This is a genomic window from Stieleria sp. JC731, from assembly GCF_020966635.1.
Lineage (GTDB): Bacteria > Planctomycetota > Planctomycetia > Pirellulales > Pirellulaceae > Stieleria.
On record NZ_JAJKFQ010000026.1, the window covers coordinates 183,085 to 199,138 of the forward strand.

16 protein-coding genes are annotated in these 16,054 nt (G+C 55.2%); 1 reads left to right on the forward strand and 15 read right to left on the reverse strand.

Features of this window, described 5'->3' with window-relative positions:
* Complete coding sequence (locus LOC67_RS23355) at positions 1-270, forward strand: hypothetical protein (protein WP_230265254.1); 270 nt, start codon at positions 1-3, stop codon at positions 268-270.
* A gap of 1,297 nt (positions 271-1,567) precedes the next feature.
* On the opposite strand, the gene LOC67_RS23360 is transcribed toward LOC67_RS23355, so the two are convergent.
* From LOC67_RS23360 to LOC67_RS23430, 15 genes are all read right to left on the reverse strand, one after another.
* The gene (locus LOC67_RS23360; protein ID WP_230265255.1) at positions 1,568-2,815 is read right to left on the reverse strand and encodes a hypothetical protein; all 1,248 of its coding nucleotides are present in this window, start codon (positions 2,813-2,815) and stop codon (positions 1,568-1,570) included.
* Positions 2,816-2,912: 97 nt separating this feature from the next.
* A complete protein-coding gene (locus tag LOC67_RS23365; RefSeq protein ID WP_230265256.1) occupies positions 2,913-3,173 on the reverse strand; it encodes a hypothetical protein in 261 nt (86 codons plus the stop codon).
* On the reverse strand, positions 3,173-5,464 hold the full coding sequence (locus tag LOC67_RS23370; RefSeq protein ID WP_230265257.1) for a hypothetical protein: 2,292 nt from the start codon (positions 5,462-5,464) through the stop codon (positions 3,173-3,175). Before LOC67_RS23370 ends, LOC67_RS23365 begins: the two co-directional genes overlap by 1 nt.
* Complete coding sequence (locus LOC67_RS23375) at positions 5,464-5,892, reverse strand: hypothetical protein (RefSeq protein ID WP_230265258.1); 429 nt, start codon at positions 5,890-5,892, stop codon at positions 5,464-5,466. The genes LOC67_RS23370 and LOC67_RS23375 overlap by 1 nt, the downstream gene beginning before the upstream one ends.
* Positions 5,892-8,951: a hypothetical protein gene (locus tag LOC67_RS23380; protein WP_230265259.1), complete on the reverse strand. Its 3,060-nt coding sequence runs from the start codon at positions 8,949-8,951 to the stop codon at positions 5,892-5,894. Before LOC67_RS23380 ends, LOC67_RS23375 begins: the two co-directional genes overlap by 1 nt.
* A gap of 39 nt (positions 8,952-8,990) precedes the next feature.
* Complete coding sequence (locus tag LOC67_RS23385) at positions 8,991-9,809, reverse strand: hypothetical protein (protein ID WP_230265260.1); 819 nt, start codon at positions 9,807-9,809, stop codon at positions 8,991-8,993.
* Positions 9,810-9,886: 77 nt separating this feature from the next.
* Positions 9,887-10,120 carry a hypothetical protein gene (locus tag LOC67_RS23390; protein ID WP_230265261.1) on the reverse strand — a complete coding sequence of 78 codons (234 nt, stop codon included), beginning with the start codon at positions 10,118-10,120 and terminating at the stop codon, positions 9,887-9,889.
* A gap of 73 nt (positions 10,121-10,193) precedes the next feature.
* Positions 10,194-11,132, reverse strand: a complete 939-nt coding sequence (locus tag LOC67_RS23395; protein WP_230265262.1) for a hypothetical protein — start codon at positions 11,130-11,132, stop codon at positions 10,194-10,196.
* 41 nt (positions 11,133-11,173) lie between these two features.
* Positions 11,174-11,671 carry a hypothetical protein gene (locus tag LOC67_RS23400; protein WP_230265263.1) on the reverse strand — a complete coding sequence of 166 codons (498 nt, stop codon included), beginning with the start codon at positions 11,669-11,671 and terminating at the stop codon, positions 11,174-11,176.
* Entirely contained in the window at positions 11,671-12,219 is a 549-nt protein-coding gene (locus tag LOC67_RS23405) for a hypothetical protein (protein ID WP_230265264.1), read from the reverse strand. The genes LOC67_RS23400 and LOC67_RS23405 overlap by 1 nt, the downstream gene beginning before the upstream one ends.
* Complete coding sequence (locus LOC67_RS23410) at positions 12,216-12,629, reverse strand: hypothetical protein (protein WP_230265265.1); 414 nt, start codon at positions 12,627-12,629, stop codon at positions 12,216-12,218. Before LOC67_RS23410 ends, LOC67_RS23405 begins: the two co-directional genes overlap by 4 nt.
* A 3-nt stretch (positions 12,630-12,632) precedes the next feature.
* Positions 12,633-13,151 (reverse strand): hypothetical protein, encoded by a 519-nt coding sequence (locus tag LOC67_RS23415; RefSeq protein WP_230265266.1) that lies wholly within the window; start codon positions 13,149-13,151, stop codon positions 12,633-12,635.
* Between the two features lie 110 nt (positions 13,152-13,261).
* The gene (locus LOC67_RS23420; RefSeq protein WP_230265267.1) at positions 13,262-14,200 is read right to left on the reverse strand and encodes a Mu-like prophage major head subunit gpT family protein; all 939 of its coding nucleotides are present in this window, start codon (positions 14,198-14,200) and stop codon (positions 13,262-13,264) included.
* Between the two features lie 82 nt (positions 14,201-14,282).
* Positions 14,283-14,720 (reverse strand): hypothetical protein, encoded by a 438-nt coding sequence (locus LOC67_RS23425; RefSeq protein WP_230265268.1) that lies wholly within the window; start codon positions 14,718-14,720, stop codon positions 14,283-14,285.
* 83 nt (positions 14,721-14,803) lie between these two features.
* Positions 14,804-15,988, reverse strand: coding sequence for a hypothetical protein (locus LOC67_RS23430; protein WP_230265269.1), 1,185 nt, complete (start codon positions 15,986-15,988; stop codon positions 14,804-14,806).
* Between the last annotated feature and the right edge of the window lie 66 nt (positions 15,989-16,054).

Genomic DNA, 16,054 nt, shown 5'->3' on the forward strand with positions numbered 1-16,054 from the left:
ATGACAAAACCACCGAAACTAAACCCCGGCGCAGACCTGCACCTAACCGACGGTTACACAATCCAGCAGCACGGACACGGCACATGGTGCTGGGGTCCTGAGGATAACTTCGGTGACGTTGCATCGATCGAGGGCGAAGGATTCGAAACGTCAACGGAAGCGGAAAAACATATGTTTGACACGTTGCGTTTCAAACGGTCTGCATGCGATGCAGCAAACGAAACGCACCGACAGGCCGAAGCGTTCCGACGATCGCAGCGCGGACGCTAGCCGAACACAACACAACCGACCAACGCGAACCCCGTCAGATCAGATCTGACGGGGTTTTTTCGTGCTGCGCAGTCACCTCACAGCTGTTCGGTTGATTCGCGGTTGAGTCTCGATTGAGCCTTTGAAATTAATCCGCAATCCGATCGATAACTTCCGATCGATCAAGTTAATTTCACGCTGCCCCTTGAAATTTTGAAACCCCGCAAATTGCCGAGTGAAACCCGTGTAGAGATATAAAAACTCAATAAATCAACCCCTACACATGTATTCATTCCCTCTAATCGAAAAACCCCGTGTTTTTTGTTTCCACGCATGCGTGAGGCTGATTCGCGTTGAAACCTTCCGACGCAACCAGTGAGGCGACCACTTGCCGCGCAGCTGCAGAACCGATCAGAACCCTAGGGCAGTCCTGAACAGCCCTATCTAGCGCCAGAACAGCCACCATCGCCCGCTCGCGCGTAATCACGCCCGATCTCGTTTGCGCTCGTTAGCGCGGACGCTAGGTGCCTTCTCGACCTTGCACCCCTATCGGTGGCATCCCCGCAGACCGTAGACAATCCGTCTACGCATAGACAGCGTGTCTGCGGATCTTCACGGAACCTTCACAGACTCGATTAGTGGCGGGGATTGTCGCACTATCCGGCGATAGTGTCACCGTGAAATTTCGATGAAGAAACGGTGATCGGAGTGTGAAGATTTCGAAATTAAATTTCGGTTAATCCGCGAAATTGGCCTTGACACGCCAATTGTGAAGAAAGCTTAATGTGAAGATTGCGTGAAAAAACGGTTAATCTAATGTTAAGAAATTAACGCAATCTTCATGAAAAACGGGGTTTCGTTTTGGATTGCGTGTATTGTACCCCCGTTACGGGCCGCGCCCAAGGAGGCTCCTTCCGAAAACAAAGCAAATTTTTAGCGATCGGTATTTTTATCGTCGCTCAGCAATCACCGACTTGAGCCACTAGCAGGGGTGGGGGTCGTTTTTTCCGAGCATCCTGGTCGAGCTGGGAACCTAGGCGGATTGTCGAAACACGCCCTGCCTTTGGCGTGGTAGTAGCCGATGTCGCATGGCTTGCCGGGACAGATGATGCATCCCGTCGATCCGTTGACTGTACCCCAGCGAGGGCATGATCGATTGCACGCATCGTCAACCAGTCTTCGCCACTGTTCAATCGCGGTCTGGTTTGGATCCACCACAGGGATCTCCCCAGTCCACTGTAGCGGGCGTCCACAGCATTCTTGCATCCTTGGCGATCCAACCCGAAGACGTCCGCAGGATTCGCATCGAGCCTTCATGCTAGAACTCCCATGTCCAGTCCAACCCCACGACCGCTACGTGATCCGTGATCGCGGTTCCGCTGACTGTTGCGCCGTCGAGCAGATCATTGACTGGGATCGATTCCAGATCGTAGCTCACCCCATCGCTAGCCAGGGCACCCAACCTAGCCACCGGTTTTGGGTAATTGTCTCCTGCCGTCGCTAGTGGATAGGAGTAGTCCGCGTACCCTTGCACGCGCTGTCGGTAGTTCTGTTCGGGGAACGTCGAGAGTAGACCGTCTGCATCAGTCACATACCGCGAACCACTGCTGTTGTAAGTCTGCTCTGGATAGTCGTGAGTTGTGAGCGTGCTTTCCCACTCTTCAAGGCTGAGCGGATACGTCGCGAAGATGATCGCATAGCTAATCGAATGATCGTCAGCTGATCCAACCACCCTGGATGGCAGCGAATACAACGCAGTGCCAGCTGTGTTTGTGCAGTTGGTCGCTTGCCCTGTACTGACTGGCGATGCAGGTTGCCACTTGGTCATCTGTGTTCGACTTGCATGACCGACAGGTGTCTTCGTCCGCGACCATTCGCATGTCGAGTTCGTGAACGAATCGTAGGTCGGTCCACCCCCTGTCACCTCGACCGAATCGTCGATCGTCACATCCGGCCAGAACGCTTCGCCATCCGTCAATGGTTCGGATGGATTGTTCTCGTGACGCATTGCGAAGTAGGTCGCGGGGTCATTCTTGAGCAGTGCCAAGAACACGTTGTAGGGTCGCGGGTTCAGTTCTTCGGTATTGCATCCGATGTACTTGTCGCCGATCCAAACGAAGGCTGACTGGATGCCAGCCGCGTAGATCTTTCCAGACCCGCTAATCGTGATCATGCCCTCGGGTTCAGACACGAAGTCCTCGGTCAGGATCATTCCCAGGTTCTCGTCAGAATCAGATGTCCCGAAGGACACGGTGTCTGATGTTGCGATCGAAACCCAACTAGGCGTGACACGAACGAGCACCCGTGTTGGTGCAGCTGTCGGATCCAGATCTGCTGTTTTAGGAATTGATGCCGAGACTGATCCACATGTCAGCGTGCCTGTACTTCGATCGATCGACAGTTCAACACCACCGACTGACAGCGTGATGTCACCGTCGAGGTAAAAGTGCAGTAGGTACGAAGGCCCCATCGACGGGGTGATCGGTGTGTAAGTGCCCGAACCCATCACCAGCCAGTCATCGAATGGCAGCGACAGATCCGCTCCATCGTACGATGACTCAGTCATAGTGTCCTCGCCGCCATCCCAGTCTGCTGCGGTTTGCAGTCCAGCTGATTGGCATGACGGTAGGCAGCATGGCGAACCGGGGCGACGTTTCAGAACCTTAGTCATCGCATGCCTCCGAGATCACGATCCAGTCACCCTCTGTGATCCGACCGAGAACCAGCACAGTGTCGACTGGACATGTTCCGTTCCATGTCCAGATCACATCGACTGGTTCGCCTTCTGTCTCCTTGAGGGTAGGTGCATCTCCACCTGCGCTGTAGTCGGGGTACAGTAGGTCTGCAGTGAACTTCGTGCATGCCAACCCAGACGCTGAAGTTGGTGCTGTCTTGACTTTCGCGAGTGAAATTTCAGCGTACATTATCGGCTCCGCCACCGTTTGCTATCGAGATACCGCCTCCGTGCTTCTTGCCGCATTTCGCGTTCTGCTTTGCGACCAGCAAGAACCTCACGCCGATTCATTGACTTCTTGGCCGAGTGCCTGACGATCTCATCACCAGCTACGCGACCGAGCAGATCGACGATGTCAACATCATTCGTTGTCGCACGAATCGTTTGGATCACCGGGGGCACCGCGTTGGCATCACCGGTCGGTGCTTCGATCCGAACTTCACGCACGATCGAGTTCGTGTTCTCGCCATTGGCTTGCCGGATGATCGAACCGGGGAAGATCCCCGAGATCCGCCGTTGCGTTTGAATCCGAACCGACGTCCTGGTGTTCAGGAATGTTTGTGCCGCAAGGATGCATAGCGCCTGCAGCTGCGGTCGAGGGTCACGCAGAATCCCGCCTTCAGATGTCTTGAAGGTTCCGTCCAGATTCAGTCCGACCACACACCCCTTGGCAAGCCGAACGTGTTGAAGCGATGGATCTTCCAGTGTGATCACCTTGCGGCGGATAGCATCGCTGGTCGATCCGTTGCTGATCTTCCAGAATGGCCTGCGATCACCTTGCAGTGCGCATGTCAGCTTCATGTACCTGTAGTTGATGTACCCAAACACCCTCGCTGGCTTGTTGGTCTTGTCGCCATCATTGCCCGTGAAGGTGGTTGCAACTGCGTGTGCGGGGGCACCTTCGGTCTTCACGCGAAAAGATGGGCATGTTTCATTTTCGCCATCCACTGTGATCCTGACTGGAACGCTGTTGCCCTGTCGTGCCAACACGTTTGCTGGCAGCTTCCCTTTGCTGACTGCGTTGATCCACTTGCCTGGATTCTGGGGATCGCGATCGAAGTATAGGACTGGCTTTAACAGCACTGTCCCGCGTTCCTCGACTTCGTCCACTTTGCCTGAGTAGTCTGTCGATTCAAGCAGTGGCAAGTCATCAAGAACGATCACATTGTCATAGAACGGGACGTAGACTTCGCCCTCGTCATCCTTCTCGAATACCTCGGTCGGTTCCTCGCCGTCTTCGTTTCGATTCGCCTTCCCGTCCCAGGTCGACTTGATCTTGAACAGTTGGTAGACATCAGATACGGGTGGCAAACTTCGAAATGCCGCGTTTGCTTCCCACTTCTCGAACGGTTTTAAGTTCGCCCAAGCAGGGTCGTTCGAATCGGCTAGCTCGTACTTTTCCTCCAGTTCGCTTGTCCAACCCCTCTCGATTTCATCGTCGTACGTCAGCGTGCAGACCGCAATCTCTTTTGGTCCGCGTACGATCACTTCATCGACTTGCTGACTGTCGTCCTGGTCGATGCGAATGTTGGTGATCGGATCGTTGTCTGAATTGATGGTGTGGACGTACCGGTTGCCGGGCATCACACCCACGCCGGGCAATGAGATCGGTGATGCAGACCGCGCGAACGGAACGACTTCAACCGCACTGATGGTCGGGTATCCGCTGTCGTCGCTTGTCACTCCTGCGCCGACGAACCAGCCAAGCATCTTCTCGGGCGACAGGACTTGATCGAGGATGTCGCCAACCGATTCGCCATCAGTTTCGATCGTTGGTCGATCCCAAGTCGGAACCAGATTGCGACCTACTTGATTGACTTGCCAGGGGATTGCCGATGCGCCGTAGCTGTTCGTTGGCAGCTGGAAAGACAGTAGGTAGTCGACGATGTCACGCGATGACCAGTCTTTGATTGATGAAGTAGTGTTGTTGAACACATACTTGCTAAGCGGTCCCTTCGGATCGTCTGATCGGTTGCCGCTCTTTGGGTGCCAGTTGAATGTCGAACCACCGCCCGTGCGACGATACTCTTCTTCGCTGCTGTCCCAGGTCACTGTTGATGTGACGATCGTCTCACGCAGGGTAGCTTCCATCCCGTAACACGGAATGATCTGCATGCCAGAAACAGGCGTCTGGGAATCGCCGATGTCCTCCCATTGCTTGACTGCAGCATCTGCAATTCCAAGCCAGTACATCGGTTCCTCGGTGTCGGTGTGCCACTTGATGAGGACGTAGTACCCTCGCGATGTGATTGGCGACAGCGAGTATGAGCGGTTTGCACCTGGCGGTCGAACCATGCCGTAGCGATACTCGATCGCAGCTGTCGGGATCTGTGGACTGATCGACCATGTCGATTCAACGGGCAGCATGTCATAGCGACGAACCCATTCGTCACTCCAGTTCGCCCTGATCCAGACTTCCGCAGCTGGGCACAGCGGATTGTCAACCCATCGGGTTTTGTCGCCGAAGTTGTAAGTTGTCATTAGGCTGGCACCGCGTGCATAACGAGCTGTGACTTGATCTTGATTGCGGGTGAGTAATCGAACCGCTCACCGTCGAGGTATCCGCAGGCTGCGGGCAGTAGAACATCGTCGACGACACGGGCGTGGCTAACCAGGAACATGTAGCCGCCATACTGTGGCAGCGAGAATTGCATCCCATCGATCATGAGGTTGACCGCAGTGCCGTTCAGGCTGTTGATGAACGCACGGAACGACGACCGCTCTGATGGCAGGACGTATCGCGTCAGGATCAATTGGAAGGGTTGCCCCTTCTTGCCTGACACTTGAGCGCCGACATGATTCGATGTTGGCGAGTTGAAGACAGTCGTCTTACGCTCGGGCAGAACGTACGTGCCCTCACGTTTGTTGAACGCTGTCGTGTTGATGTAGGTGTTGCTAGTGGTACTCATTACCGATTCCCGTAGGCATCATTCATTGGCCGACCGCTAAGAGGATTCACCTTTGGCTTATCCGTGTTGTTTGCTGTGTCTTCGGATGCGTCAGCGGTGCGAGTCAGGATCTCGCGTTGCTCTTTGATTGCTTCGTGGATGGCGTGCAGCACATCGATCTGAGCCTGAGTGACTTCAGTGTTCGCGCCGTACTTTTCGCGGTATTCGGCGGTCGTGAACTTGGGTTTCTTCGCCCACCGACTTGCATCTGCCAGTTCGTCCGCTTGATACACACCCGACTCGATCTGACTTACAAGGTTCTTGCCGTACGTCCGGATTGTGTCGATTTCATACTGCTTTCGATTAAGCTGTTCCGTTGTCAGTGAATCGTTATCTGTCCTGTTCCACTTCTCGTTGGATCGAGCGTACATCCACTTCTGCATGTGGATGCCTTCTGACAGAAGGTTCCCCTGCTTGTCGCCCATGATGGATGCACGGAAGCTTCGACCGGTCACGACGTCATCAAGCTTGTTCAGGATGCCAGTCATCCCTTGACCGCGTGTCTCGGTGATGTACTGGTTGTAAAGTTCTCGGTTCTGAGCCAGATACGCTTCTTGCGAGGATGTTGCATCGCGACGGTCCTTCACCGCGTTGATTGCGTTCTGTTGCAATCCAGCTCGCTGTTGTGGGGTGGCGTTCTTTGTGATGCTGTCCAAGAACGTGCTCAAGTCATCCTGGCTTTGCGCGGCATGCAACAATCCCTGCCGACGTTGCCCCAATGTCATCCGTGTCTCGGGGTCGACCATGCTGCTTGGGTCCGTCAGCATCTGCTCGAACACCTTGCGGTATTTCTGCTCGGCAAATGGACCGACCGTTTGCAGCATCCGCTTATACAGTCCGTTCTGTGCGATCACGCTCTGGCGACCGCTGAACGTCTCGGGGTCCATGTCAGCGATTCGACGACCGTTGATGTAGTAGGACTGCTTCTCTTGACGCAAGCTATCCATGTGACGACGTTGCGCGTCGGTCACATACGCTCCACCCTTCAGCGATTCCAGTTCAGCAACCAGCTTCTCGCGGCGGATCTTCTGCGCTTCGGTGATCACCGGACCATCAACAGTCTCTCCGCGTCCACGCTGCCGAGCGCGTTCAACTGCTTTTTCCGTTTGGGATGCGATGATCCGATCCAGGTCAGCGAGTCCGCTCATCGCAGATTCACGCTTTGCGATGGTCTGGTCCTGAATGGTCTTGTTCAGGTTGCGGATCTTTTCATCGACACTGCTTTCGCCGTCACGCATGCCGGTGAAGAACTCAGCCATCTTGCTGTCGAGGTTAACCAAGTTGGTCACCGTCGCTTCACCACGCTTGTCGTTCACGAGCTGCGAAACGAGCGTGAAGGCAGAAGCTGCTTCGATCGCAGACTGAGCACCCTTGCCCTTCCCTGCATTCACGCTTGCCGATGCAAGCAGCGCTGGGAAGTCCTTTACCAGTTGCTCGTCGTCTTCGATCCGCGACATCCGCTTGACGTTCAGCAGGAAGTTGGCAGACTTCTCAGCGAACCCTTCGCCCTTGAGTCCAAGGTTCTGTCCGATCGAAACCAAACCGCTAGTTGTTTCGTCGATCTGGTCTTGCTTGAACAGGTTCATGCGAGTTGCGACATCGATCGCGCTCTTCACCTGATCGACCGTACCGCCAGCCGAGATACCCACGCCGCCGGCGAGGATCGTTGACGACAGACCAATTTCGCTCAGGTCATACTTTCGCTGCATCTCGAACGGGATGGTTTCTTGCAGCGACTTCCGATCAGCTGCATTCAACCCAGCAAAGTTCGACGCAGCTGCAGACTGAGCTTCACCGACCGAGATGTGCTTGTTCTTCATCCCATCGAGAAGTTCTTGCTGCTCCCTGAGAGTGTTGGTGACGCCCTGGATCGCTTGATCGATCCCGATGTACGTCGCCATTGCTCCGCCGATGTGCCGAACAGCATTGTCGGACATCTGCTGCATCAGCGTATTTGTTTCGTTGGTGTTCTTCTCGACCGTATTGCGGATGTCGGTCATCGCTCCAGACAGAGCGGTGTTTGATGGATCCAGTGGAGCGAAGATCTTATCGATCGCTGAAGCACTGAGGCGACCTGCCCGCTGCATGGCATCGACAATGGCATCCGCAGCCTTCTCACCTTCCGGTCCTGCCATGCGAAGGACGTTGATCGATTCACCGAGTTCTTCATGAACCTTGTCTGCAGCGATGTTCCATGTTCGCCGCCATTCTTGCGCGACACCAGCGAAGCGTGGTTCCATCGCCGAGATCTTCGCCATCAGCTGATCGATGCCGCCCCCGGCTTCAATCTCTGCTGATCGCATGTCATCGCGAAACATCCGCACAAGCAAGTCGCCTTGCGTACCAGCAGCAGCGAGTTGCTTCTCCCACTTGTCAAACTCTGTCCTGCCAGACGCAGCTTCTGCTCGTTCGATCGCCTCCTGCAGCTGCCTCGCGCGCTCGGGATCGATGTCCATCAGCTCGTTGACAATTTGGTTCGCTCGAACACGAGCATCACCCAGTGGCTGATTCAATGCCTCATCGATCTCGGTTCCCCATCCACCGAAGACGCCCTCGATGCCCTTCAGTTCGCCGACCAGTTCACGTACGCGGTCCTTCTGCTCCTTCAGTCCTTTGGAGTTGGCGATTTCCTCTTCGTTTTTCTTCCACTGAGCGCGAGCGTTTTCCAGAACCTTCGCAAGCTCTGGATTGACCTTCTTGTAGTGCGCAATGATGTCGTCCGCAGACTGTTTTCCTGCCAGTCCGTTGTCACGCAGATACTTTTCCATCGCATCGTGCATGTCTTTGCCTTCGCCCTTGATCGACCGAAGTTGTCGACCATAGAACGAAAAGCCATCGGCAGCACCTTTGATGAACGACTTGACGGAACCGGCGATGCGACTTACTTCTGCGTCAATGTCCTTCGCTGCAACACCATTGGCTGCTGCGTATTTGCGTGCAGCAGCCTCGGCAGCATCAAAGGACTTGATGATGCCGTCGTGCTTACCATTGATCGTTACGACTACGTTTTTGTCAGTCATCGCGCGTCTGCATGAACTCCATTAGTGCGACAAATTCGCCTACAGTTGGTCGGTAACTACTGGCAATTCCTTTGATGGCCGATCGACTCCAGAGGACGAATTGGAATCGTCGGGCGTCGACCGGCTCATGAAGTTTCCCAGCAGTTCACCGTAGGTATCCAAGTCCAATGCTTTGCGAGTGATCTCACTGCAGTCATCGGTTGACAGAGCCTTGAGGATCGACATCTCGAGAAGCGAGACGCGATAGTTGACAGCGAGTGCATCAACGGCAAACTTGAACATCTCGGACATGCTCATACTGCCATTGCCGTTGGGGTCCTTCTCTGCAGCGACGTACAGAGCGCGATGCACAGCAAGTGCCTTGTTCCAGATCTCGGTGTAACGAGGGATCACATCACCAGCGATCGCATTGCCCTGGTTGTCGATCGAGACGAGCGACGGAAGCTGAGTGCCGTAGGCAAACGGGATCTCTTCGTCGACAGGGAACCACTGACGGATGATTGGGATCTGCCATGTGTTGCCGTCCTGCAGCGTGTACGGAACGCTGGTGACGATGGAGTCCCGCAGCAAGTCGCCAGGACCGGGTGGATCAGCGGTGTTGTAGCCAACCCAGTACGGTGGCGATTCCTGATCGCCTTGCGGCGCGGGAGTCCACGTTTGGTTCGCCGGATCAGACATCACCGATTGACCGCTGCCAGTGTTCTGACGAAGCACTGCGCCTGGTTCACCGCTGGGGGTGTTGTTCCTGCATTGTCGCAGGACTGGTTTATCGATCCGGTCATACAGACCAAGTTCTTGCAGTCGCTTAGAACCGATCTGTGGTCCGCAGTGCGGAATAAAGTAGAAGAAGTCGGACATCGCCTAGTCCTTTGTTGAAGTCGACGCAGCAGAGTGCTCGCGTCGTAAAGAAGATGCCTGCGAATCAGAGATCGCGGCTACACATTGGTCGTCTCTGTATTCTTACGGCGACGACGCGGTTTGTTCGCGCCTTTCTCGACACGGGGCTTAGGGCCAGACAAGGCAGCGGTGATCAGATCGCGTACGCTCTTGCCTGCAGCGTGCAGATCGACCATTGATGCGACATCGGTTTCGGTCATGCGATCAACGACCGATGAGGCAGCTGGCTGACCATACCCGATGCTTCGAGAAACAATTTGAACAGGGTCCATAATCAAACTCGGTGTGGAGTAAAACGAAACGAGCCACCGAGGGAGTCTCGATGGCTCGCTGGATGAGATGTTGTTACGCGCCGTCGATGTCGTAATCGAATGCGAAGACGAGCGGTGCGTTAGTGCCGTCATCAAGACAGGTGATCTTGATGGTCATTTCCGAACGCTGGTTTCCCTGCGCGCTCATTGGACTGTCAACGGAAACCAGACCGTCGAACGTCAGTTCCATGCTGTCGGCGCTTGTGCTGAAGTCACCTGTGCCGTTCACCCGGCGACGGAAGACGATCGAGCTGTTCGAGTGCAAGCCATGCAAGCCACGCAATGGGATCGATCCGGTTGCGAACTTGCTCACGTCACGGGTCGTGATCATGATCTCGGGCTTGACCTGGACGATCTGCAAGTGCGTGTCGAACAAGTCGCTGTCACCACCGTCAGGTTGAACCTCAACACCGAAGTTGACTTCGACGCTGGTGTTGCCTTCAAGTGTGACACCAGCGACCGAAACAGCACCTAGGGTGAACCGGTAAGCGTCAGTCAGACCAGTCGGTGCAGCAACACTAGCGGTCGGAATGACAGGGTCATTCGTTCCGTCGTACGTTGCAATCACTTCGCTGGTTAGCTCGGCGTTTTGCCGGTGACTGCAGCTCAAGGATCGAGGGACGATTCGACCGTTGGGAATCAAGATCTTGCGGTGAACAGATCCGCTTGCAACTTCACCGCATTGGTCATGCTTGATCTGATAGAGCGCGAAACCTTCCGCGTCTCCACCTTCCAGACATGCACCTTCACTACCGATCAGGCCGAGCATCGTTCCGATGTCAAACGTCGTGACGCTGGCGCGTGGAGAGATGCTTGTGATTTCCGAGTGAGCGGCGCGTCGCTGACCAGCGGTCGGTTCAGCACCGTGTTCGGTTCCCAGCTGGGCGCTCTGGTTGCTTACGCCACCGAGGATGGTGACCGAGCTAGCGCCTTTGGGCTTCAGACCAATGCCCCAGCCATTGTATGTATCCATACTTGCCTCTGATGTTACAGTCCTGAACAGGACTAGGGAAACTAAGATGATTCGCCTGCAGCCATCTCTTGACTGAGATAGCGATCGAACTCCTGACCAAGCACGCCAAATTCGAACGGAAGCAACCGTCGGAACTCCTGTGCCATGTTGGCCTTCTGGTTTTTGGCGCGATAATTCAGCTTTCGCAGTGCGTAGTAGGTCAGCTTTGCGTAGCCGCCATCGCCTGCACGCTGTGATGCTGCAACAACAGCGATCTTGAACCTGTTCGATGCTGCCTTCGCTTCACCGCTGTAGACCAGTGGCAGTTGGTGACCGAACTTGTTCTTCTTGTCCTTCAGGTACTTCCGCGATCGTTTCGCGTACCCGGCAAGCACCGCGTGTTGTGTCGTGAACCGGCGTGGTCGCAGCTTGACCTGATAGGTTTCGCCGGTCTTCTTGTATGCTGTTTTCGCTGATTTCGTGAACAGCTTTCGCTTCCGCCGAACAACTTGCAGCGGAGTGATCTTCATCGCCATCGACGACTTTGCTTTCAGGCTCATTACAGCACCGTGAAGTCGATGATCCCGTACCAAAGTGATCGAGCGTCATTGCCGAGTTCGATTTCGTCGCTGTCAGGTCGCTCTGACCAGGGCACCTTCTCGGGATCGTAGATCACCGGATCACTGACATGCACGTTGCCCGCAGATCCGCTGATCTCCAACATCTCGAACAGGATCTTGCTCAGTTGGTCAGACGCCCATGTGAAGCGATCGTCATCGGTTACCGGGTCGGATGCTCCACCAGTCCAGTTGCCGAGCGCTCGCATGTCGTCGTCGGTTGGCGAGTACATGAAGAACCCGCAAGTCGAGACGCGATTCGAGACGCCCATGATGTTGCCGGTCGTGTCGGTTTCAAACTGAACCGGTTCCTTGCTGACGATCAGTCGCGGGAATCCCATGTTCTCTCGCGAGTACACGGTGCCCTTCTCGATCGCATCCGCCAGGTTCGAGACGCCCAAGATGGATTGCCAAGTTGCCGATCCTGATGCAAGCTTGCGCACCAGCAGATCAGTGTTGCTTAGCGATCCAGAGTTTGGTTGGTAGCTCATCCGCCACGACGTCCGCGCTGTGAGAAGAACTCGTTGGTCCTGACGCAAACAAGCGTCTGGGAAACAGGGTCCGCACCGGCTCGACGGTGCAGGTTCACATAGACTTCACTGCCTGATGGGTCGGTGACTTTGATGATGTCGCGTCCGTTCTCGTTGATCGATACGCTCGATGGCATTTCAATCGTGCAAGTCTGTCGAACGCTCTTGCCACGGTCCTGGTTCAGGCTGGACCGACCGTCGCCGCGTACCGAGTTGCTGCCTTCTTCGTCAGCCCAGGAAACATCTGCGTTGATGCTTTGCGGGCTATCCATGTCACCTTGGGAATACAAGGTGATCGTTTCGGCAAACATCTCGGTGTTGGTCATCACCGAAGCAAGAGCTGCTTCGGCGTTTTCGATTGCCGATGGCATGGCTTACTCGTTCAGCCCAAGAACCTTGGCGATCTTGTCGGCCTTGACCTTGCCGATGCCAGTCAAGTCGACAAGCTTCTTGCCGCTGGCGACATACTGCGCGATCGATTCAGGGGTGACTTCCCCGCCAAGTGCCTTGACGTTCTCGGGTTCATCAAGGATCGCAAGGATGTCATCATCCAGGTGGACATCGACGCTAGGATCGACGTCTTCACCTTGACGCTTGACATGCATCTTCCGCTTGCCTTCAAGCTTTAGCTCGCGACCAGCTGCGGCTTCAACGAAGGCACTTGTTTCGTCGTAAAGAATGTTGATGCGAATTGGGTCGGTGCCGTCCTGCTCGCAGATGAAGATGGCGCGTCCAACGTCATTGGCGACCGCCGCAAGATCATCACCTTCGCAAAGGACAGGGATTCCAGGTTCGAACACCAATAGCTTGATCGCTTCATCCTTCTCGTCACGGACTGAACGGCGGAATGGCGAACGCTTACCAGGGGCACGAACCAGCAGCAAACTTGACATATTGATGGGGTGGATTGTGGGTTGTGGTTTGAAGATGGGGCCGACCGCAAACACGATCGGCCCCTAATTGCCAGTGTTAGAGCACTGGACTTTTCATGGATCAGATCCGCTTACGACGCGGTCGTCAGCTTCTGGCGAATGGCCAACCACCAAGCCAAGCCACCGATGTTGTGGCGAGCCTTCGCACCGACAAGGATGTCGCGTTGGGTTGGCTTGTCAGCACCTTCTTGGAAGGTTGACAGCGATTCCCGGTCTTGGAACACGAGCGGCTTGATCGACTGTCCCGTGCGGAACACATCGAAGTAGTCGCCGGTCATGTGAGCCATCGGGATGAACGTCGGCTTGACAACGGTGTAGTTAGGCACCGCTGCACCACCCTCGACCTTCATCGTTCCGTTGAACGCTTCATCCAGCAAGAAGTAATACTTCAGCGGGCAGAAGACAACGAGATCGTTGATGGTCGTTGCATCGGGAGCGGCGAAAGCCTCACCCTTGTCGTTCTTGTAGCTCAAGAACTTGGTCAGGATGTTCTGGAACAACGCACGCAATTCAGCCTTGGTTGGTACATCCTTGTCAACGACCGCGGTCGTCAGCAAGTTGCTTTGCGTACCGCTGTCGCCCCAGCTGTGGTCGGTGTCAAAGAAGTATTGACCGTCGAACCCTTCGTACGCCTCAGCGTCCTCAAGGAACTCGAACATCAACTTGTCGGGGTGACGATCCATCTGCTCGACAAGACCTGGAATCAGGTTGTCAAAGTAGCCGGTGTTGCCGTCATCGATCTTCTGCTTGTTCAAGCGGATACCGGCGTAGAACTCGCGGTTCTTGATCGTGAAGTCGGCGCTCGCCATCTGTTCGAACACCATGTCGCCCAGCCATTCGCGAACCTTCGGGAACGCTCCCAGCCAGTCGTAATCTTCGCGATCGGTGGTCGAAGGCACCGTCATGGCGACCAAGTGGTAAAGCGCCTTGCTTGCTTCCAAGCCTTGCGAGATCCGGTGTCGAACACGCTGTGCAGCTTCGTAGTAGAGAGCGTTTTGAGTCAACGCCATTGTTGCAGTCCTGTGCAGGTTGTCGGCAGTCCTGAACAGGACTGCATAGAAGCGGGTAAAAAAACGTCAGGTCCGCTGACGATTAGCTAGTCGCGTCTTCGGGAGCGAAGATCGGCTTGACGAGCGCCTTGGTGGACGAGATGAACTTCTCGATCACACCGAACCACGATGCATTCGTTGCAGTGGGCGACAGACCGAAGTTGTCTTGGGCGTAGCAGCGATCGCCGGTATTCGCTTGCGTGATCGCGTCATTGAACGGAAGTTCGAAACGGTTCTTGAAAGCGTAGAAGACACCGCTGATGTCACCGTTACCGCCGCTGGTGTTGTCAGCGCGGCGTGCCATGATGCCTGCGACCTTGTTGGCACCACTGTTGGAGGTGTTGGTCAGCATGCCAAGAGTGGCATCAATGAACGCGATCGTGCCGTGTGGAAGCAGGATGCCTGCCTTCACGGGCATGTCCGATTCACCGTGCGGCTCGCCGGTCATCTGGACCTGTTGATCAACAGTTGTTTGAGTCATGATCGTTTGTCGTTGGGGAAGTTAATGAAGACAGATGATCGATTCGTCAGACTGGCTCGATCGGGCCTGAATAGAGCGACGGGTTAGTTGTCGCTCGGGATCTCGATGTTGCGTTCAGCAGCCTTTGCTGCCTTCCAGTCGTCCATCGTCCAGCCAGCCTTCTGCAAGTCGGCTTCATCCTTACGCCATTCGGCGTTCAGTTTTTCCCACGCGGTGGGCGCGACGTCGCCTTCGCCTTCGCCAAGCTTGACCGTGTTCTCGCACAGCTGTGTGAACAGCTTCTTTTGGACGTCCGCGACAGACAGCGAAGCGTCTGCAATAAACGAAGCAGCTTCGGTCGAACCGGCTTGCTGACACAGCGCGGCGATCTCTTCGCTGCGGGTCTTGGCGGCAAGTGCTTGCTGGGACGATTCCTGCGCCGACTTGACAAGGTCAGTCAACGTGCCGATCGACTTGGTGACTTCCGACAGCTGGCCTTCGAACGCGGTGCGCTGAGCTGCCAACGCTTCTTGGATCTCTTTGTCCACAGGGGGTTCCTTTAGTGTTGATGGCTGGAATCCGTCGAACCGATTCGATAGATACCGATCGACGAACCCGTGTAGCCGGGCTTGAATGGTGGAGGGTTCTGCGTCGGGGAACGCGCGATCAAGTTGGGTGCTGAGCACCTGAGTCAGCTTGACATGGGTTCGCCGTGACGAACCTTCGTTCAGCCAGCTGATCATGTCGTCTTCGCTTAGCGAATCGCCGTGAACGGCATCGCCGGTATCGACAAAGTCACTGGCTTTCAGCTCAACTGGCATCCACAGATCAGGCAGTTCTTCGTTGTCGCTCAGTTCGTCCTCAGCGATTTCGAACTTCAGGACGATCGAGTTCTGGAATGCATTGCGGTTCTCTTCCAGTTCGCTCATCAGGTATGGCCCCCAGGCTGTTTTGCCCTTGGGGTTCATGGTCATGCCTGCTTTGCTGAACAGCATGTCAGCGCGAACGATGTGCGATCCGTTGGGACGCTTGTCGATTCGATAATTCGTCTCGCGTCCACAACCGCTACCCAATCCATCGTCGGATGCATTGGGGTGCTGTGCGCGTTTGCGGATGCCGTCTGATGCCGCATTGCCGAGTGCGACGATGCGTTCAAGCGATTGAAGATTGAAGCGACCACGCCCAGACTTGAACGGACCCTCTTCCGCGATGATCAATCCGTTGATGCCGTTACGGTCTTCATTGACACCGGCTTTCGCGTCTTGTGTTGGTGAGGCGATTCGAATCATCGAAGCAGTTGCAAAATGGGTTCGAGTTGATCAATGAAGTCGCTGAACTTCTTTAAGTGATCCTTT